Genomic DNA, 19942 nt, shown 5'->3' with positions numbered 1-19942 from the left:
ATCTCTCTACTTATATTCAATAGTGGCCAGGGGCTAATAGTGCTTATTCTGTGGCAGCATATTTCCGTTCATACAGTAATTCCTTTTCTCCAAACAGGCGCTCCGCAATCATTCCTTTCTCTTCGCAGTTTTTAACCAATTTATTGGACTGGATGATAGGATTGGACGCATCGGTATATTTAATACTGCTGATAAACTCCAGCCAGGGCTCCATTCCCATTGCATACACGTATACTTCTTTCGGATTAAAGATCTCTACCAGCGACATTCCTTTCATACAATCAGAACCTGCCAGTCTCCGGCTGCTGTCCTGCTCACGTGTAATCTTTTTCGTCATCAGCGGGCCGTATAACCAGGTTAATGGCGCTCCATCGCATTCCATGCCCAGGAACATTACATCCACATCACCAATGCTGTTATGAATATGTTTGTAGAGGGCAGGCTCACTAATCCTGGAATCCGCCAGGAATAACAGCTTAAAGCCACTGATCTGCACCAGGTAGCAGGCCTTCGATAATATATTCAGATCGCTGTGCTCCCCGGTAAAGGGCAACCCGGTAATCGTGGTGTTGGTAAACTCAATCGTCTCCATCTCTTCAATGGCTTCTACCTGGTCGAACCCTATGTTGCTGAACATCAGGCGCAGATCGGGATTCTCCAGCTGGCCGGTATTGGTGCGGGGTACAATCAGGTGCTTAATTTTATGACGGAGCGGTAGCAATGTTTCAAACAGGATATGATCCTGGTGATTGTGGGTGATCAGCACGTAGTCAATCACATCCGGAAGATCCGCATCAGAAAAATGTTCTATGTCGCTATCATAGCCATAGTAGCTAATCAGCGGATCAACCAGGATGCTTACATCTTTGGTTTCCACGAGGATGCAGGCGTGCCCGAAGTAGCGCATACGGATTTTATCTCCCGTATATTTTTTATACACCGGAGGTGGCGTCGTGGTGAAAAAGGTATTAAAGAGCGCTTCCTGCGCAGGGGAAATACCCAATAAGGTTTTGATATACTCCAGGTCCTGCGGATTTCGTTTCATTTTTGCCAGCTCGTCAATACCGGTATGATCAAATGGTATATCGAGATGCAGTACTCCGGGTTCATCCAGCCTTGGCGTACTCAAGCAAAAGGGACGATGGTCGTTCTCTGTCACCCATAAGGCAATGCTTTGGGACGATTTATTATAGAACTGGCTTTTATATAACAACGCTTCAAAAAAGCGGAAGTCTGCATGATTGTTCCGGTCGTAAAACAGTTCCACGTATCCTTTAAGAATGGGAGGCACTTTTTCATACAGCGTTTCCATGCCCATGCCCTTTCCTTCCGCTTCCAGCATACGGTCCAGTTCTTTCACCGCTTTGGAAAATTGCAGTGCCTTGCTTTGTTGCTGCACGGTTTTATCGTACAATGCTTTTACTTCTTCCACGCGGTGAACAGGTATATCCATGAAAGGACCGCCTTTCATTTTTGGGTTCAGTACTGCTTCTGCATGAATAGCCGGTTCCACGATAAAGGAATCCATGATATCAAGGTGCCTGCCTACTACATTCATGGCGGCGGTGGCAGGTGATATCAGGTGGCTCCAGGCATACCATCTATCAAATAAGGGCTCTATTACAACGTTAGGTTTTAAGTAAAATTTATTACCACTCATAACTGCTAAGTTTCATTTGAACAATATGTTGGGCATAAAAGTGTTTCCTCCAGAGTACAACTGGTCTTATCACGACATAAGCATCAGCATTCCCCTGGCGGAAACACGTGTGTTTCATGAATGTTACCTGAGATAATATTGTTTCGGCAGCCAGGTAAGTTCCACCCATACCGGTGGCTATCGGCGACAAAAAGCATCTTCCGGTAAGCATCCAGATTCTTTAACAAAAAGAACTATGTTCTGGTATTGATTTTAATCGGCGAGCACCGTACCGATACCAGCTGCTTTTGCTTTCTCATAAAAATAGGCAGCGGTAGCAATGTCGAATACGGCCATTCCCATAGGATTAAACATGACCACTTCTTCTTCCACGGCGTTTTGTAACTTATCTTCACAGATAATGTCTACCAGTGACAGTGTGCCGGATTTTGTCAGTCCCTTTGTTTTATGCATTACTTCGATATCTGTATTTTCCCTGCATACCTCTTCCCAGTCATCCACTACGATATGGTTTGCGTAGTTGATAAATTCCGGCACATAATCTCTCAGGGAAATATTTAATTGCAGGGAACCTTTCTTAGGAACTCTATTGATGTATGGCTTTTTAGATACCGTACAGGTCATCAGGATATCGGCCTGATCAAATGCTTCTTCCCAGGTATGCACGATATTCACTTTTTCCTGTAAGGCAGCAGGGATCAGCGATCTATCGGGTTGCTTAAGGTCGTAGATATTTACCTGGTGCAACCTGCTTCCCAGCAAAGTGCTGATCATGTCCAGGTGTTGCTGACCGATAGGTCCGAATCCGATAATGCCTACGTTCAATTTTTCCTGGCGGTTGCGCTGGAGATACTCCTTTACTACCAGCCCGGTTACTGCGGCAGTACGTACTGCGCTGACATGGCTGGTATTGATAATGCAGGCAGGTACGCCGGTATCGGCGTCATTCAGTATAGTAACAGAATTGGCGCGTGGAATATTTTTCCTGATATTATCAGGGAAACTGGCAATCCATTTTATGCCGGAAAAAGATACTTTACCTCCTACAAATGCCGGCATGGCGATGATACGGTTAGTGACGTCCCGGTATCTCAGGTAGGGCTTGATGGGCTGGGCGAAATCGCCATCTTTGAGTGTATAAACGGTTTCTTTGATCTTTTCGATCATTTCTTCCCAGTTAACTCCCAAGTGCAACAGATCGGATTTACTTAAATAGTACATGTTTATTATGCTTTTATGGTAGATAGCTTTTCCATCATGTTATTCACCCATTTTTTGTCGTATACATTATTGATATAGGAATCTCCCCGGTCGGCGCAGCAGAAAAGCGTCACCGGTGTACCCTGGATGGCATGTGAAGCAAAGTAGTTCTTGATGGCAGCATATACTGCGCCTGAAGAGGCTCCTGCGAAGATATTCTGGTCTCTCACCAGCTCGTGGCAACCGGCTACCAGTTCTTCGTGGGATACGATCATGATTTCATCGATGATGGCGTGTTCCAATATAGAAGGCACTTTGCTGGAACCGAGGCCGGAAACATATCTTTTCTGCGGAGGGATATTGAAGATGACGGACCCTTCTATATCTACCGCTACGATAGTGATGTCTGGAAATTTCTCCTTTACTTTCTGTGAGATGCCACTGATGGTACCGCAGGAACTAACTGCAATAAACATATAATCGAGGTGCTCAAACCTATCACAGATCTCCTTTCCAAGGGTATTGTAGTATCCTTTGAAATTGTCGGGGTTGTCGTACTGGTTTGTCCAGAAACTGTTAGGATGTTGGGCACACAATTCCTTTACGGTTTCAATCCGGGTGAGGAGGTATCCACCGGTGTTGTCTTCTTTTTCTACCTTTACTACCCGGTCTGTAAATAAGCGTAACATTGCTTCATTCTCCCGGTTAATATTGGGATCGATTACCGGGATAAAGCGTAGTCCGAGGTCTTTACAGATGCGTGCCAGCGCGATCGCAAAATTACCGGAGCTCGATTCAACAATGAGTGTATCACTGTTTACTCTGCCGCTGCGGATGGCGTTGGAGAGAATACTAAAAGCAGCCCTGTCTTTAATGCTGCCTGAATAGTTCCTGTATTCCAGTTTGGTAAACAGGGAAACACCGGGCATATTAAGCTCTACAACAGGGGTATTGCCGATCAGGGCACTAATTTTTTGGAGGGAAGATAACATCATCTCATCTTAGGTTTTCGAATGAATTATTAAAATGGTACGTCAGGATAACAAAATCATGGCTACATAAAATCTGTGTTTTCTCTTAATAAAAAAGGGTTATAATGCTTCTGGTGTCTACAGGTCCGGGCTAAATCCATATACTTTTACATAGTTGTTTTCCATTCATCTATCCGTTATTATTTTATTCATCTTACGCTTCGTTGCGTTCATACTCTACGTTGGCTGACACAATATTCCTTCTACACTGCTGGGAAGAAAAGATCTCCTTGCAGGTGCGACAGTCATTCGTTCATATGAAAGGGAAATCCAGATGAAAAAAGCATCTATATGCCTACAGTAAGCCTGTTTGTGTAAACAGCTTTCTACAGCATAGTATATATGCAACTTTTACTCCCTGGTGTGACAATTGTAGGGTAGCGATAGCTATGGCAGCACGATTTCCGGTTCCGCTTCTCAAATATAAATAGTATGTATGCCAGTCCCGTGCAACCATAGTTACACCGGTCGGGAAACCAGATGCACAGTTTCTTTCTTAAATGCTTTGTGGAAACGCTCTCTTTCCGACATACATAGCTTGTAAGTCAAGCTTTTGCAGCTTAACCTGGGTTTTCTAAACGGGTTTTGAGGGCCTACTGGCAACAGCTTTTATACGTAAACGTACAAACCCTGATGCTTGTATCTCCTATTAGTTTTTAAACGTTCATGGGATTGATAAAATAAGCAATTAATAGGGTTCAAAGTAAATACAGTTGTGGTGGAAACAACGCATTCCTGTTTATTGAAAATACTTTCCAGTTCGTGATAGAAATGTATTCGTCAGTAAAGTAAATGAATAATTTTGAAACGGCAAAAAGTCTTATCAAGAAAAAAGGAAAAATTAAATTTCCCATAATATTGAGCGGCATCCCGGAAAACCTCAGTAAAATCACCTCTCTACAAAAATCCCATGCAATATTAATTCAGTGGGCACTTCTAACAAACTTACTACTCTACATCACTCAACGGGCATTTAACCGCGTACTATTTTCATCAGTTCATAATAATAGGACACCGAACAATGGTTAAACATCTATACACTCCAAAATATTTACTCAAAGCAACAAGGATCAACCTGGTGAGTAGCAATAAGGAATTAGTACCTTTGCGGAGTAACCCGCTGGTAGCGACCTGTTTTTCACATAATATTAAAATTATGAAAAACGTACTCTTATTTCTTTTACTGTTCACACCTGTCCCTGGTTTTAATTCGCCAGATGCCCTACTGCTGAAAGACCTCACACTGATTGATGGAAATGGCGGTGCACCCGTAGCGCACGCGGACATTCTCATCAGGGATGGAATTATTGCCGGCATTGGCGCTCACCTCGAAGCGCCTGGCGCAAGGGCAGTTAATTGTACCGGCAAAACTGTTATGCCAGGTATTATCAGCAGTCACGTACATGTGGGAATGATTGGCGGCACGGCAAAAAATCCATATACCCGTAAGAACATTTTAGCCCAGCTGAAAAAGTATATGGACTACGGCGTTACCAGCATACTCGTCATGGGTTCTGACCAACCCATGCTCTTTCAATCAGGCTTTCGTGATTCTTCCGTCAGCGGCCTGTTGCCCGGCGCCCGGCTCTACTCAGCAGGATATGGCTTTGCAGCGCCCACAGGCGGACCTGCGATGCCATTTATCTATCACCCTGCAACAGCGGAACAGGCGGCCATGGAAGTTGACAGCCTGGCGCCCATTCAACCTACAGTTATCAAAATGTGGGTCGACGATTTCGGCGGCAGCACCCCTAAAATGGATAGCAGCGTTTACAAAACCATCATTGCACTTGCCCATCAGCATGATATCCGGGTAGCCTCCCACCTTTACTATCTGTCAGATGCGCAAAGCCTGGTTAATAACGGGCTCGACATCATGGCACATAGCGTGCGCGACAAAGAAATAGACGCATCCACATTGCAACAGATGAAACGCCGCAGCATCATATATATCCCTACCCTCTCACTTGATGAATATGCGTATATATATGCCCGTAAGCCGGAATGGATCAATGATCCTTTTTTTAAAGCCTCCCTGGAGCCGGGTGTTTATGAGATGATCACTTCCGATCAGTACCAGGATAACATTAAACATTCCCCCTCTTATCAACGCAACGTGCATGCCTTTGAAACTGCAATGAAAAACGTGAAAAAGGTGGCCGACGCTGGTATCCCTGTTGCGCTTGGCACTGATTCCGGCGCACAGCCGGTGCGCGCACAAGGGTTTTCGGAGCACCTGGAAATGGAACTGATGGTGCAGGCGGGATTAACGCCCCTACAAGCTATCACCGCTGCTACCAGGAATGCCGCCACTGCACTGAACATAAGCCAGCATACCGGCACTATCGAAAAAGGGAAAGTGGCCGACCTGTTGTTGCTGGATGCCGATCCTTCAAAGGATATCAGGAATACACGCAAAATTGCTGTGGTTTATAAAGCGGGCCAGGAAGTGAGCAAAGGGATACTATCAAGATAGTAAGATATCCATACCTATACAAACCTTATCTAGCTAGATAGCATTATTAAAGCATAAAATTGTCGATTTTATACTATGCCGAATGGCTTAGGCCGTCCTACTTTTGTGCTCTAGTTGTTTTATCAAGAGAAGTAAAAGTTAAAATTTCTGTACTGCTCCGGCTGTGTTGTAGCACCGTCTGATGAATAACCCGTAAATAATAGTATTGACTTATTTTAACCCAAACCCGTTTGTTTATGAAAAGAAAAATGATCAGCCTCACGCTGCTTTTTGCCTTGACGTTTTCATTATCCAACAGTAACCCACGCCCTGGAAGTGATAAAAGTAATCGTAAAGCGCTCACACCTCCCCAGTTAACACCGGTTAACTGCAAATTGACGCTTGCCTTTGCTACCTATCCTGGCAGGACTTGTACTCTTCCCAACGTCGGTGCGGACCCAACAATAAAAGACGGCGCTGATAAATTGACATCATTGACTACTACATACTTCTGTAAAATAACAGTAGAGCCTAATGCGCCGTCCCAAAACTATGATGCCAGCGTCTATACAACCGTTTGGAAAAGCAAGGCGAGCTTCTTAAACATCAAAGTTCCCAAAGAAACCTCCTCGAAGCTGACAATAGATTTTTATGAAGATTGTAACTTTTGCTCCAATAATGCTTCCAATCCCAGCCGTCCTTACTTTCGCTATTCAGCAGTACTACAGAAAGGACAACCATTTAAAGAGGCATACCTCCAGTACCTGTTAAACGCAGCCTGCAGATAAACATCTTCCTTTTAACCCAAATCAACTTTCCGATGAGAAAAAATATTTATTTATATAGCGCAATCGTGTTACTATTCCTGGGCTGCAATAAAAACCCGGCAGACAAAAATAATCAACTCAATAAAATAGATGCGCGGAAATCAGCTGCAGTAATGACCACCTCTGATCCAAGCGATATTATGGCGTTCTACAACTTTATTGAGTCACCAGTTAATGGTGTTTTTGGATTTAAAGAGACTAAAATCATTAACAACAACTTGCCTCGTCAGGCAAATACGGATCCTTATGCCCAGTTTGATGGTGCTTTTTATGATGCCAACAATAACATTATCCCTGGAGGAGAGATTACTTTTGGCATGCTGAAATTTCCTCCCAATCCCGCACGCAATTTCTTCTACGACATGAGTGTTGCAACAGCGGTGGAGCCTGGTCGCGCGGACTATCTTAAAAAATTTTACAGCAGTGTTGCAGGAACTACACAATCTATTTCTATTGATCCTGTATATGCTAATAAACCCCTGGCCAAATCCGCAACTGTCAATAGTTCGAGAACAGTGAGCGGATCTCTCTATTTCCCTAAGCAAATTGGACTAAAGTTAGATAATATGACCAGTAAACAGGATGCTAACGCTTATTACTTCTGGATGCCCGGGCTGGGAGGGCAAATGGGATTCGATATTTACTGGACAGCAGATCCGGCCAACGACAAAGGAGTTGTTATAATACTGGAGTACGACGATGATCTCCAACGCAGCACTACATTGGTTCCTGATCCTGGTACCCCGGCAGAAAACAGGAAGCACTATCGAGGTATCCGCGTACCGGATAACGGCTATTACAGGTTAACCAGGTCAGACGTCGAAAAAGTACTTCCTCCGGCTGCGCCCACTAAACACCCGGCTGCACTGGTAATAGTAACAGTAGGCCGCGCTAATTATACAACGCTGAGCAGCGCCGATGGGCTGGAAAAATATGCCGTTTATGCAGGTACGTCAGCAGACATATTATTGCGTTACTATGATTCCTATATCATTATAGAACCGAAATAGCATGTATGGCAATTCTCGCAGGGGTATCCGGTACAAGTAAAAGTTTTTTCAGATGGTTATATCATAAAACCAGGAGGAGTCACGGCTATATAATGCGGTGGCTCCTCTTCACCTTATTAATTTATGCCTCCTGGTATATCCATCCGCTCTGCGCGGTTTTCTGTTTCATTCCGTACTTTCACACTGTTTTCCAACCGAAGGTAAACTTTCTATATTACCTTCAGCTTTACATGCTAAACCTGAGCTGGAACATAACAGTAAGTTACTGGCTTTGCGAGGTCAGGATATTTGAAGGCATCGGAACATTACTGATCAATTCCTTCTTATTTCTGCTGCCAGTTACCTGCTGGCATCTTTTTGTCAGATATGGCCATATCAAACGGGGGAAAGCGCTATCATTGTTATTATGGTGGATATTGTTCGAATACCTCCACCATATCTGGGATTTCTCCTGGACCTGGCTAACTATAGGCAATGTGTTTGGTAAAAACCCTCATTGGGTAATGTGGTATGCTTATCTCGGCGTACTGGGAGGTTCGGCATGGATACTTATATGTAATTATACTATTTACGCATTGGCCCGGGGAGCTCGAAGCGTACAACAAATAGCCAGCTGCTTAATGATGCTTATTATACCTATTGGCATTTCCTGGGTGATACTGGCTACCAAAGATCCAGCAACAAAAACCACCACCAAACATGTTACTGTTGTTGGCACCTCCTTCACTGGGATTGATACGCTCAATGATATCCAAAAGATAGCAAAAATTGATACACTCTTCAGCAATCCACCATCATTTAATGCTGATATTACAATACTACCGGAAACCATTATATGTGAAGACATCTGGTCGAACAAATTTACCAACACCAATCTTTATGCCCGGCTTAAGCAAAATCTTTTCAGGTGGCATACACAGCATATTATTGCTGGGGCGCTACTAAATATGCCCAGCCCCGGAGGTTTACATACAGAAGAAAGAATGGGACTACCGTTGGCTTATAACCAATATAACGCGGCGTTACTGATCAATCATTCAGATATTATTAATGTAAAACAAAAGAAGATATTTGTTCCCGTTGATGAATTTCTACCGCCTTATCTTTCCTTTTTAAAAGTAAAATCGTATAGGTTCTCCAGTGATACCGATAACCCCGATTTGTTTAAAATAGATAATTGCTCCTATTTTATCTGTATCTGCTATGAGGCGGTCAACAGTATCTTTGTTGCCAGCCATCTCAATAAAGAGGCTAGCGCGCTGTTGATGTTATCCAGCGAAAGCTTCTTTGGCTATACCGAGGTAGGACGACAGCAGTATATGAACATCTGTAAACTTCGCTGCATAGAAAACAATCTCCCACTACTTAAATCGTCAAATGACGGCATACTTTTTACCGCAGACAATAAAGGAAATATTACCGCTATGCAAAGAGTACGGGAAAATTGCCTCATTAATTCCCGGATAAATTTATCAACGCTCTCATTTTATTACCTATTGGTTCCTTTTATATTACCGGGTTTGGTAGTAACGCTCGCTGGGATACTAATGATAAATGCATTCATTGGCGTTAAGCAAAAAAGGAAAAACATGTTAATTAAAAACAGTCCGATAGCAGCATAAAGAAACAAAACAGCAATTGCGTCATATGTCAGTACGAAATTTCTGGTAAAGCTATCTTTGTACCTGCTGGGTTGTTCTCGTATTTGGGAAAAATATTTACGAGAAAGGGAAATTAAGGCAGGGGCTCCTTCAATAGGAATGTTTCCACTGCTTTCATGTAAGCTTCGGGCTCCTCGTACATAGGTGCGTGACCGGAATATGGCATTTCGACAAAATCAGCCCTGGGAATCAGCCTGGCGCATTCTCGCCCCTCTTCCGGCGAATTGAGTCCATCATATTTCCCGCTGATCACCAATGTTTTCGCCGCCACTTTGTACAGCTCTTCTCTAAAATCAAAGCCTGCTAATGCTTTGTTGGCAACCGCAAATTCCTCTGGAGATAACCGGGTGTCAAATATCTCCATATGCGCTCTCATCGCTTCCGCATTATACGTAAAATACGGTAACAGGTAGGAAAAGATATCATGTAAATTCAACCCCTGCAGTGCAGCGGCATGTTCCGCCATCAGCCGGTGTACAGACGAAGTATGGCCGTTGGATTTAGGCACCGTCAGAATCAGCTTATCAATTCTCTCCCCGGCAGCAATGCCCACTCCCTGGGCAATATAAGAGCCCATAGAAACCCCCAGTAAAGAAGCAACCGGCAATTCAAAATAGTCCATTATTCCAATAACATCCTTCACATGATCTCCCAGGGTATAGTTGGCTGGTTTGTCCGACTGTCCATGCCCGCGACAGTCGAAGGCAATCGTTTTAAACTGTCGAGAAAGCCGGTCGATCAGGGACGACAGGTGTCCGTACTCGCCACCCACGCCGTGGATGAGGATTACAGGGCTACCTGTTCCTTTGACAGCAATATTCAGTTTGATTCCGTTGATGTTTATCAGCGCCATGACATTGTCCGTAGTTGGTGGCGCAAATTACTGTATATCGCCTGGAAAATAAAAACTGTTATGCAATAAATAAAAATATTGATGCCTACCCATCATCATTCCGCTCTCAGGCTCTTCACCGGGTTAGCTACTGCTGCTTTTATTGCCTGGTAGCCAACGGTAAGCCATGCGATAACTTCCGCAATAAGAATGGTGGATAAAAATATCCCAACGCCAATGTCTATCCTGTAGGCAAAGTTTTGCAGCCAACGGTGCATAAAATAATAAGCCAAAGGAGTGGCAATTAAAAATGCAATACCAATAAGGAGGGTAAATTCTTTTGAAATTAAATAAACGATGTTGAGGACCGACGCCCCCAATACCTTCCTGATGCCAACTTCTTTGGTACGCCGCACTGCCATGAAGGACACGAAGCCATATAAGCCAAGGCAGGAAATGAATATGGCGATGCCTGCAAATATCTTATATAGTTGAGAGAGCTGGCTTTCCCGTTTGTAAAAGCTGGCAATCTTATCGTCGAGGAACTGGTACTCAAAAATAAAATCAGGATAGGCTTTTGACCAAATTCTTTCTATGGCTGCCAGCGTTTCCTGCGCACGTTGCGGTGCTATTTTTATGTTCATTGAACCACATACCATTTTGTAAGAAGCAAGCGCTATAGGGGTTCTTTCCCTTTCCAGGGTGCTGCCATTAAAATCTTTTACCACTCCCACAATAGGCGCTACCATGTTCCCATCAAAAAAGCTTATTTTCTTTCCGATAACATCTTCCGGATTTTTAAAGCCTAATTTTTTCACCATCAGTTCATTTACTACAAACCCATTTACGGTGTCGGCCCGGGCATACGGCGTCCCTGCAACAAACTGGATGTTATACGTTTTAAAGTAGTCTGCATCTGCCCATTTAAACTCCGTTTTGAAACCTGATTTTTTGACGGCGTTATCAAATTTAAAATCACTGTCCCACCCCGCTTTATCGATCGGGCTAAATGCGCTGAGACTTACACTCTTTATTCCGGGCAGCTGTTCCAGCTCCATTTTCAATGCATCTGTTTTAGTCAGGCGTGCGGTATCGTTGGCCATAGGCACTATTACGACGGCATCTTTATCAAAACCCAGGGGGGCATTCCGGAAAAAGTTCATTTGGCTTACCACTACCAATGTTCCTATAATCAGGGCTTGTGCAGTGGCAAACTGGAAAACAACGAGCGCCCGCCTCACGGAAAGTCCGCCAGCCTTAGTGCTGGCAAATTTACTTTTCAGGGCGGTAATGGGATTATACCCTGATAAAACAATGGCGGGATAAACACCGGATAATAGGGTAACGGCAACGAGTATACCCAATAAGAATAGCATCAGCTGAAAATTGGGCTTTACTGCCAATGGCGTTTGCAGGAGATTATTAAACAAGGGCAATGCGAGGAATGCAAAAATAATGGCCAGCATAACCGAAGCAAGTGTAATGAGAAAAGTTTCGCTCAAAAACTGCATCACCAGCTGCTTTTTGCTACTGCCTAATACCTTCCGGATACCTACTTCTTTTGAACGGGTTGCCGATTGGGCGGTAGCAAGATTGATAAAATTAATACAGGCAATCACCAAAAGAAATAACCCTATTAAACTCAAGGCAGTAATCAGCTTCCTACTGAAGGTACCTCTCGTGTAGGTCCCAAATTCACTTTCGTAATGTATCCCGCTCAACGGCTGGAGTTGATAGCCCTGGTTGGCATATTCAACAGGGGAATGCCTTTTTACAAAGGCTTTAAGATCATTATCGAATTGTTGTGCCGGCATATTTTTGGGGAGCACGACAAACGTGTTTAAAGATCCGTCGAGGCCTGCCCAATCCCTTAAAATGTCTTCCTGTCCGGCAGATTTAAAGGAAAACACCACCTGTAACGGGAAATCTGTATTAACCGGGATATCTGCCAGGATACCTGTTACCTTACAAAGCTGGCCATTATCGTACTTAATGAATTTCCCTATGGCTGTATGCCAATCTCCGAAATACTTATTGGCCCTTTCCGCAGTAAGCGCCACTGTATTAGGCTCTGATAGGGCCGTTTTTGCATCACCCGCCAGGAACGGAAAATTAAATATGTCGAAAAATTCAGGTTCGGCAAAAAACACGTTCTCCTTAAATTTCTTTTGCGTTGCACCCACTTTATCATTGGGCAACGTTATCTGTTTGTTCTCTCTTCCATATACACGGGCAACGTGCTCCAATTGCGGGTAATCTATTCGCAGGGCCTCTGCCACAGGAAAAGCGCTGGCTTTCGAATAATTCACGCCTTGCGGGGTTTGGGTGGCGGATACCACCCTGTAAATGCGTTCTTTACTTTTATGGAAATTGTCAAAGCTTGTTTCATACTGGATTAACAGGAAGATAAGCAGGCAGGCGGCGATGCCTACCGCTAACCCAACCGTGTTAATGGCGACATAGGCTTTATTTCCACGTAAATTTTGCCAGGCTGTTTTCAGATAGTTTTTCAACATAGCGGATATCATATTAAAGTTGAACAAGAATGACCTGTCGCCGGGCGCCAAGAAAAATGCCACTTACCTATTACTATGTAAATAAGAAAAATATGAATTGTATAAATTTTAAAAGTGTACGTTTTTGATACAGGAACTGTTCACTTATATAAAGCCTTCGCCCCGGCTCAGGAGAAAGTGCATTTACAAACGTGTTAAAATGCAGCAAGTTACCTTCAAAATATCCAAGGTATTATGATTCCAGTCATAAAATCACCTGACAGGTGCGGGCTACTTTTGGGTAAAATAAGCACCTAACATGAACAAGCAAATCATCACAACCCTAAGCATTGCAGCCGCGCTAGTGATAGCGGCTTGCGGAAGCAGCAGCCATGAATCAGCATCCGCCACCACTACTACCGCGTCATCTGAACAGCCTAAAAGTGCTGCAACCGATCCTGGCTCCTATGATCCCAAACGTGGTGAAGGTAAATATGACGCCAGCAATGTTACCGTGGGCGCACTCGACGCGGCAATGGCTGCCAAAGGCAAGTCGATCGCAGAAACGAAGTGCTTTTCCTGTCACAAAACCAGCGAAGAAAAACTGGTGGGACCTGGCTGGAAAGGTGTTACCAGCAGGCACCCCGCCCACTGGATCATGAACTTTATCACCAATCCCGATCCGATGATCAACAAAGACCCTGAAGTACAGGCTCAATTGGAGATCTGCCTGGTGCGTATGCCCAATCAAAACCTGGGAGAACAGGAAGCCAGAGATATTGTTGAGTTCATGCGCCAGAATGATGGCGCAAAATAAATAGAAAGTTGAACCCACGTTCTACCTCCTATTTCAATGTTCATACTTAATTATATACCAATGTCTACCAGAAATTTGTCTATCTGTATGCTTGCCGCTGCGGCACTGTACATTACTTCATGCAAGCCGAAAGGAACCAGCAATGCCGTAAGCGGCGATGCCGCTTCCAAAACCTACGTAGCTCCCGGCAAATACGACGAATTTTACAGCTTTGTTTCAGGCGGTTTCAGCGGACAGCTGGCCGTATATGGTTTGCCGAGCGGCCGCCTCCTGCGGGTTATCCCGGTATTTTCTGTAGATCCCGAGAAAGGGTGGGGATACAGCGAGGAAACCAAGCCCATGCTGAATACCTCCCATGGCTTTGTTCCCTGGGACGACTTGCACCACGTAGAAATGTCGATGACCGATGGTGTAGCAGATGGAAAATGGGTGTTTGTAAATGGTAACAACACACCGCGACTGGCCCGGGTAGACTTAAAAACATTCCGTACCGCTGAAATTATCGAACTGCCTAACAGTGCTGGTAACCACAGCTCCCCCTTTGGCACCGAAAACTCGGAATACATTGTAGCCGGCACCCGCTTTAGTGTACCCGAAGACGGCGAAGCTGGCGACGTGCCCATCAGCTCTTACAAAGAAAATTTCAAAGGTCATATCAGCTTTGTCAGCGTAGATAAAAACACCGGTAATATGGCCATTGCCTTCCAGTTAAAAACTCCTGGCGTAGATTTCGACCTGGCCCGCGCCGGTAAAGGAAAATCAAATGGCTGGTTCTTCTTCAGCTGTTATAACTCTGAGCAGGCCAACACCCTGCTGGAAGTAAACGCATCCCAAAGGGACAAGGACTTTATCATGGCCGTCAATTGGAAAAAGGCTGAAGAATACGTAAAAGCAGGTAAGGGTAAAAAACAGTCTATAAAATACGCCCACAACAAATACAATGAAGAAACACATACCGCTACCAGTGAAATGGAAAATGAAGTAACGGTATTGGATGTATCCGAGTTTCCCGATATTGTTTACTTTATTCCCTGTCCTAAATCACCTCACGGATGCGACGTAGACCCAACCGGGGAATACATAGTAGGCAGTGGTAAACTGGCTGCCCTGTTACCCGTTTTCAGCTACGATAAAATACAGAAAGCCATTGCCGACAAAGCATTTGAGCCTGAAAAATATGCCGGTTTACCTGTAATAAAGTATGAAGCGGCCCTGTACGGCGAAGTGAAAAAACCAGGACTAGGCCCTTTGCATACGGAGTTTGATGGAAACGGCAACGCCTATACGTCCTTCTTTGTTTCGTCAGAAGTAGTGAAATGGAATATCAAGGACTTAAAAGTATTAGACCGTCAACCCACCTATTATTCTGTGGGTCACCTGATGATTCCGGGCGGTAATACCAGGAAACCGTTTGGCAAATACCTGGTGGCTTACAACAAAATAACCAAAGACCGTTACCTGCCCACGGGGCCCGAATTATCACAAAGCGCACAACTGTTCGATATCAGCGGCGATAAAATGCAGCTCATTCTCGACTTCCCTACTATCGGCGAACCCCACTATGCGCAGGCGGTACCGGCATCCCTGATAAAAGATAAACAGCTCAAGATTTTCGATATCAACAGCAACAAACACCCTTATGCCACCAAAGGAGAAGGGGAAGCTAAAGTGGTGCGCCAGGGCAACCAGGTACATGTATATATCACCGCTATACGTTCGCACTTTGCCCCGGATAATATCGAAGGTGTACAAATGGGCGACGAAGTATACTTCCATGTCACCAACCTGGAACAGGATTGGGACGTGCCGCATGGCTTTGGCGTTAAAGGCGCCGCCAATGGGGAACTACTCGTTATGCCAGGTGAAACCACAACATTAAAGTGGACACCCGACAGAACAGGCATATTCCCTATCTACTGTACCGATTTCTGCTCCGCCCTCCACCAGGAAATGCAGGGATACGTACGGGTTTCACCAAAAGGAAGCAGCGTGCCATTAACTTATAGCCTGGGAGATAAACTTAAAAACAACCTTACGGCTGCCAAATAATGGCGAAAGATCTACTATCCTGGTCTACCCCACAAAAGGGCAACAAGAACTACTACCCTGTTGCCCTTTTTAAACGGATTTTATTCCGGTAACGACTACCGCGCCTCAACTGAGTGCAAAAAAAAGACTTATGGAAAATAAACCTTCAATCATATCCAGGATGCTGCTTTTTGCAGCAGCATTATCGCTGGCCGCCTCCCTGTTTGTGCCAATCTGGAGCATTTACCTGGATGCTCCCCAATACCCGGAAGGGCTATGTTTGCGGATATGGGCGCATAAAATAGCCGGCGATATAGATATTATCAATGGCCTGAACCACTATATAGGAATGAAAAGATTGCATACAGCAGATTTCATTGAATTCACCGTTTTACCATATATCATTGTGTTTTTTGCACTGTTGTTTGCTGCAACCGCGGTCTTCTTCAGGAAAAGAAGACTATACATTGTTTTTGCCGCATTTGTATTATTCGGCATTATTGCCATGGCTGACTTCTGGAAATGGGAATATGACTACGGCCATCACCTTGATCCCAATGCTGCCATCAAAGTACCGGGCATGGCTTACCAGCCACCGTTGATCGGCTTTAAACAATTACTCAACTTTGGCGCCTACTCTGTCCCGTACATCGGTGGATGGTTGTTTGTTGGCGCTGGCCTGCTGCTGCTCATAGCGGTGCTGAAGGAAGCCGGCGCGCTAAGGCAATTGCGCAGGAATCCCAAAAGTGCAGCCGCCGCAATAAGTATCCTGTTTATACTGACCTCCTGCAGCCATAACGGCCCTGACCCCATTAATCTTCACAAAGATGCCTGCGACTTCTGCAAAATGTCTATCTCCGACGGCCGCTTCATGGGAGAAGTAACTACCCGGAAAGGCCGGGTATATAAATTTGACGACATGCATTGCCTGTTGAGCTACGTCTCCGGAATGGGAAAGGAATATATCGGGAACTACTATACCGGAAGCTTTGAAAAGGAGCATGAATTGATAGACGCCACCACCGCATGGTATGTTGTACACGAATCGCTGAGAAGCCCAATGGGAGGAAATATCGCCGCATTCGCCACAAAATCTGCCGCCGATACGCAGGCCTCCAGGTATGGAACCAGCGCCGTAGATTGGAAAACATTATGTACCGCTGTTTCTTCAGACAGTCTTCACCATGATCATGAACAGTAAACTATATTGCTCCCTTGCTTTGATAATGCTATTATACGCAGGCACCTCGCGTTTATGGGCATCTACACGTTATGCGGGGAAAGGGCAGCCCTACCCCACTATCAAAGCCGCGCTCACTGCGTGCCGGAATGGCGATACCGTTATCGTTACTAAAGGCATCTACCGGGAAGGTAATCTGATCATAGATAAACCCATTTGCTTTTCGGGCGCCGGTATGCCTGTGCTGGATGGTGAATTGAAATACGAAATTCTCTCCGTAAAAAGCAGTGATGTAACGATTAAGGGATTCCAGCTCCAGCATTCAGGACGCGCCGTTATGAGCGATCCCGGCGCTATAAAAGTATACGACGCAAAAAACGTGCTGATAGAAGATAATGTTTTAATTGATAACTACTTTGGCGTATACCTGCAATATTCCACGCACTGTACTGTCAAAAACAATGTTATAACGGCTTCTCAAAAAGAAGAACATGAATCGGGTAATGGCATCCACTGCTGGAAGGGCGACAGCCTGCAAATAATTGGCAATCGTATTGCCGGCCATAGAGATGGTATTTACTTTGAATTTGTGACACACTCCGTCATCTGGCGGAATATCTCTCACCATAACCTCCGCTATGGACTGCATTTTATGTTCTCCAACGACGACGCCTATATCACCAATTATTTTAAAAACAACGGCGCCGGCGTAGCAGTCATGTTTACCAAAAGAGTGACCATGATAAATAACACATTTGAAGAAAACTGGGGCGACGCGGCCTATGGCGTATTATTTAAAGAGTTGACAGATTGCTATCTCTCCGGCAATAAATTCCTGCGCAATACTACCGGCATTTTCTTCGATGGCTCCAACCGCATTACTATTGAACACAATATCTTCCGTGCAAATGGTTGGGGAATGCGGATGCAGGCCAATTGTATGGATAACGTCATCAGGGAAAATAACTTCATCGGCAATACTTTCGATGTCACTACCAACGGCTCTTTGACCCTCAATCACTTCAGCGAAAACTACTGGGATAAATACCAGGGTTATGACCTGGATAAAGATAAAACCGGGGATGTTCCTTTTCATCCGCTCAGTTTATATGCAGTGATTGTAGAAAAGAACCCGCCCGCCATGCTGCTCTATCAGAGCTTCATGGTAAACCTGTTGGATAAATCAGAAAAAATAATGCCGAGCCTTACCCCCGAAAACTTCGTGGATAATACTCCGCGCATGATTCCTTACAAATTATGATTGAAATAAAACATATCACCAAGCGTTTTGGCAAGTTAACAGCTTTAGATAACCTGGATCTGAAGCTCGAAAAAGGGCAATGTATTGCGCTTATCGGTCCTAATGGATGTGGCAAAACCACGCTTATTAAATCCATACTGGGCATGGTGTTACCTGAAAAAGGGGACATTATCTTCAACGGTCAAAATATAAAGAACAATAACGAATACAGGAAACATATCGGTTATATGCCGCAGATTGGCCGCTACCCGGAAAACATGACCATCGGCCAGGTAATTGACATGATAAAAGGTATCCGCAACAGTAATGAAGCATTGGATAACGACCTGTATGAGCAATTTGAGATTGGCAAGATGCTCCACAAAAAAATGCGCACACTCAGTGGCGGCACAACACAAAAAGTTAGCGCCGTACTCACCTTTATGTTCCGGCCCCAGGTGCTCATATTGGACGAGCCCACTGCCGGGCTGGATCCGGTTGCAGCTGAAATACTTAAAGAAAAAATCATTGCCGCCAAAAAAGCTGGCTGCCTGATTCTTATTACCTCCCACCTGTTGAGCGAACTGGAAGGCATTGTGAGCCAGGTCATTTTCATCCAGGATGGCAAACTGATGTTACACAAAACTACAATGGAACTAAAAAGAGATACCGGCAAAGATACGATTGCCCAGTCCATTGTTCACCTGTTAAAAGTACAAACCGTATGATACGTATATTAAAATATGTAGCACTGGATATTTTGAAAACAAAAATTGTGATCGCCTACACGATAATGCTGGCCTTATTGTCGTGGAGCGCTTTTAGCCTGGAGGACAATGCTGCCAAAGGGTTGGTCACCGTTCTTAATATAGTATTACTGACAGTGCCGCTTGTATCAGTACTATTTGCCACCATCTACGTATACAATAGTACGGAGTTTATTGAGCTATTATTGAGCCACCCTGTAAAGCGAAGTATGATTTGGAAAGCATTATTCACTGGCTTATCTGTGAGCATGACAGTGGCCTACATCGTAGGAATCGGCATTCCCCTGTTAATCTTTACTGACCTGGCCACCGCATTGATCATGATCGTTTCAGGTTCGTTACTCTCTGTAATTTTTGTCGCCATTGCATTCCTGGCCAGCATTCTCACCAGAGATAAAGCCAAGGGCATCGGTATCTCCATTATGCTTTGGCTGTATTTCGCGCTGCTATTCGATGGGCTGGTATTGTTCCTGTTTTTCCAGTTTTCCGATTATCCGATCGAAAAGCCCATCGTGATATTGAGTGCGTTAAGTCCCGTGGATCTATGTCGCATACTGATGTTGCTGCGACTGGACGTATCGGCCATGATGGGTTATACCGGGGCTATCTTCCAGCATTTTTTCGGAAACAACTGGGGGTTATTACTCTCCTTCTCCCTGCTTACCTTGTGGGTAGTGGTACCGTTTTACTTTTCCCTGAGAAAATTTAATAAGCGGGATTTATAATACTACTGGCAGCT

General features: G+C 44.6%; 15 protein-coding genes. 10 read left to right on the top strand and 5 right to left on the bottom strand.

The features are described 5' to 3' along the window. Window positions 1–43 precede the first annotated feature (43 nt). The 3 genes from HGH90_RS26110 to sbnA form a co-directional block, all read right to left on the bottom strand. Entirely contained in the window at window positions 44–1660 is a 1617-nt protein-coding gene (locus HGH90_RS26110; RefSeq protein WP_169192228.1) for an MBL fold metallo-hydrolase, read from the bottom strand. A 252-nt stretch (window positions 1661–1912) separates the two neighbouring features. Next, window positions 1913–2881: a 2,3-diaminopropionate biosynthesis protein SbnB gene (gene sbnB, locus HGH90_RS26105; protein ID WP_168762692.1), complete on the bottom strand. Its 969-nt coding sequence runs from the start codon at window positions 2879–2881 to the stop codon at window positions 1913–1915. 5 nt (window positions 2882–2886) lie between these two features. Continuing rightward, the gene (gene sbnA, locus HGH90_RS26100) at window positions 2887–3855 is read right to left on the bottom strand and encodes a 2,3-diaminopropionate biosynthesis protein SbnA (protein ID WP_211092889.1); all 969 of its coding nucleotides are present in this window, start codon (window positions 3853–3855) and stop codon (window positions 2887–2889) included. 1192 nt (window positions 3856–5047) lie between these two features. On the opposite strand from sbnA, the gene HGH90_RS26095 reads away from it, so the two are divergent. The 4 genes from HGH90_RS26095 to HGH90_RS26080 all read left to right on the top strand — a co-directional run bounded on the left by HGH90_RS26095 (window position 5048) and on the right by HGH90_RS26080 (window position 9805). After that, a complete protein-coding gene (locus tag HGH90_RS26095; RefSeq protein ID WP_169192227.1) occupies window positions 5048–6367 on the top strand; it encodes an amidohydrolase family protein in 1320 nt (439 codons plus the stop codon). Between the two features lie 236 nt (window positions 6368–6603). Beyond that, a complete protein-coding gene (locus tag HGH90_RS26090) occupies window positions 6604–7134 on the top strand; it encodes a hypothetical protein (protein ID WP_168762690.1) in 531 nt (176 codons plus the stop codon). 32 nt (window positions 7135–7166) lie between these two features. Then, on the top strand, window positions 7167–8183 hold the full coding sequence (locus tag HGH90_RS26085) for a hypothetical protein (RefSeq protein ID WP_168762689.1): 1017 nt from the start codon (window positions 7167–7169) through the stop codon (window positions 8181–8183). A gap of 5 nt (window positions 8184–8188) precedes the next feature. Further along, entirely contained in the window at window positions 8189–9805 is a 1617-nt protein-coding gene (locus HGH90_RS26080; RefSeq protein ID WP_317166179.1) for a hypothetical protein, read from the top strand. Window positions 9806–9917: 112 nt separating this feature from the next. Here the strand turns inward: HGH90_RS26080 and HGH90_RS26075 are convergent, their stop codons facing one another. Next, window positions 9918–10697 (bottom strand): alpha/beta fold hydrolase, encoded by a 780-nt coding sequence (locus tag HGH90_RS26075; RefSeq protein WP_169192225.1) that lies wholly within the window; start codon window positions 10695–10697, stop codon window positions 9918–9920. Window positions 10698–10792: 95 nt separating this feature from the next. Beyond that, window positions 10793–13192, bottom strand: a complete 2400-nt coding sequence (locus tag HGH90_RS26070; RefSeq protein WP_168762686.1) for an ABC transporter permease — start codon at window positions 13190–13192, stop codon at window positions 10793–10795. Between the two features lie 298 nt (window positions 13193–13490). On the opposite strand from HGH90_RS26070, the gene HGH90_RS26065 reads away from it, so the two are divergent. The 6 genes from HGH90_RS26065 (at window position 13491) to HGH90_RS26040 (ending at window position 19928) form a co-directional block, all read left to right on the top strand. Further along, on the top strand, window positions 13491–13988 hold the full coding sequence (locus HGH90_RS26065) for a c-type cytochrome (RefSeq protein WP_168762685.1): 498 nt from the start codon (window positions 13491–13493) through the stop codon (window positions 13986–13988). Between the two features lie 60 nt (window positions 13989–14048). Next, on the top strand, window positions 14049–16037 hold the full coding sequence (nosZ, locus tag HGH90_RS26060) for a Sec-dependent nitrous-oxide reductase (RefSeq protein ID WP_169192224.1): 1989 nt from the start codon (window positions 14049–14051) through the stop codon (window positions 16035–16037). A gap of 130 nt (window positions 16038–16167) precedes the next feature. Then, on the top strand, window positions 16168–17217 hold the full coding sequence (locus HGH90_RS26055; protein WP_168762683.1) for a nitrous oxide reductase accessory protein NosL: 1050 nt from the start codon (window positions 16168–16170) through the stop codon (window positions 17215–17217). Then, window positions 17207–18457, top strand: a complete 1251-nt coding sequence (locus tag HGH90_RS26050; protein ID WP_211172687.1) for a nitrous oxide reductase family maturation protein NosD — start codon at window positions 17207–17209, stop codon at window positions 18455–18457. Before HGH90_RS26055 ends, HGH90_RS26050 begins: the two co-directional genes overlap by 11 nt. Further along, window positions 18454–19164, top strand: a complete 711-nt coding sequence (locus tag HGH90_RS26045) for an ABC transporter ATP-binding protein (RefSeq protein ID WP_169192223.1) — start codon at window positions 18454–18456, stop codon at window positions 19162–19164. The genes HGH90_RS26050 and HGH90_RS26045 overlap by 4 nt, the downstream gene beginning before the upstream one ends. Then, window positions 19161–19928 carry an ABC transporter permease subunit gene (locus HGH90_RS26040; RefSeq protein ID WP_168762681.1) on the top strand — a complete coding sequence of 256 codons (768 nt, stop codon included), beginning with the start codon at window positions 19161–19163 and terminating at the stop codon, window positions 19926–19928. The genes HGH90_RS26045 and HGH90_RS26040 overlap by 4 nt, the downstream gene beginning before the upstream one ends. Window positions 19929–19942: the final 14 nt, after the last annotated feature.

The organism is Chitinophaga sp. Ak27 (assembly GCF_012726295.1).
GTDB lineage: Bacteria > Bacteroidota > Bacteroidia > Chitinophagales > Chitinophagaceae > Chitinophaga.
The sequence above is the reverse complement of the archived record's forward strand: the minus strand, read 5'-3'. Positions and strand labels throughout refer to the sequence as shown.

Coding starts and splice junctions, on each gene's coding strand:
- HGH90_RS26070 (WP_168762686.1), bottom strand. CDS start 13,192: ATGTTGAAAAACTATCTGAAAACAGCCTGGCAAAATTTACGTGGAAAT.
- HGH90_RS26050 (WP_211172687.1), top strand. CDS start 17,207: ATGAACAGTAAACTATATTGCTCCCTTGCTTTGATAATGCTATTATAC.
- sbnA (WP_211092889.1), bottom strand. CDS start 3,855: ATGATGTTATCTTCCCTCCAAAAAATTAGTGCCCTGATCGGCAATACC.
- HGH90_RS26040 (WP_168762681.1), top strand. CDS start 19,161: ATGATACGTATATTAAAATATGTAGCACTGGATATTTTGAAAACAAAA.
- HGH90_RS26080 (WP_317166179.1), top strand. CDS start 8,189: ATGGCAATTCTCGCAGGGGTATCCGGTACAAGTAAAAGTTTTTTCAGA.
- HGH90_RS26090 (WP_168762690.1), top strand. CDS start 6,604: ATGAAAAGAAAAATGATCAGCCTCACGCTGCTTTTTGCCTTGACGTTT.
- HGH90_RS26065 (WP_168762685.1), top strand. CDS start 13,491: ATGAACAAGCAAATCATCACAACCCTAAGCATTGCAGCCGCGCTAGTG.
- HGH90_RS26055 (WP_168762683.1), top strand. CDS start 16,168: ATGGAAAATAAACCTTCAATCATATCCAGGATGCTGCTTTTTGCAGCA.
- sbnB (WP_168762692.1), bottom strand. CDS start 2,881: ATGTACTATTTAAGTAAATCCGATCTGTTGCACTTGGGAGTTAACTGG.
- nosZ (WP_169192224.1), top strand. CDS start 14,049: ATGTCTACCAGAAATTTGTCTATCTGTATGCTTGCCGCTGCGGCACTG.
- HGH90_RS26110 (WP_169192228.1), bottom strand. CDS start 1,660: ATGAGTGGTAATAAATTTTACTTAAAACCTAACGTTGTAATAGAGCCC.
- HGH90_RS26085 (WP_168762689.1), top strand. CDS start 7,167: ATGAGAAAAAATATTTATTTATATAGCGCAATCGTGTTACTATTCCTG.
- HGH90_RS26075 (WP_169192225.1), bottom strand. CDS start 10,697: ATGGCGCTGATAAACATCAACGGAATCAAACTGAATATTGCTGTCAAA.
- HGH90_RS26095 (WP_169192227.1), top strand. CDS start 5,048: ATGAAAAACGTACTCTTATTTCTTTTACTGTTCACACCTGTCCCTGGT.
- HGH90_RS26045 (WP_169192223.1), top strand. CDS start 18,454: ATGATTGAAATAAAACATATCACCAAGCGTTTTGGCAAGTTAACAGCT.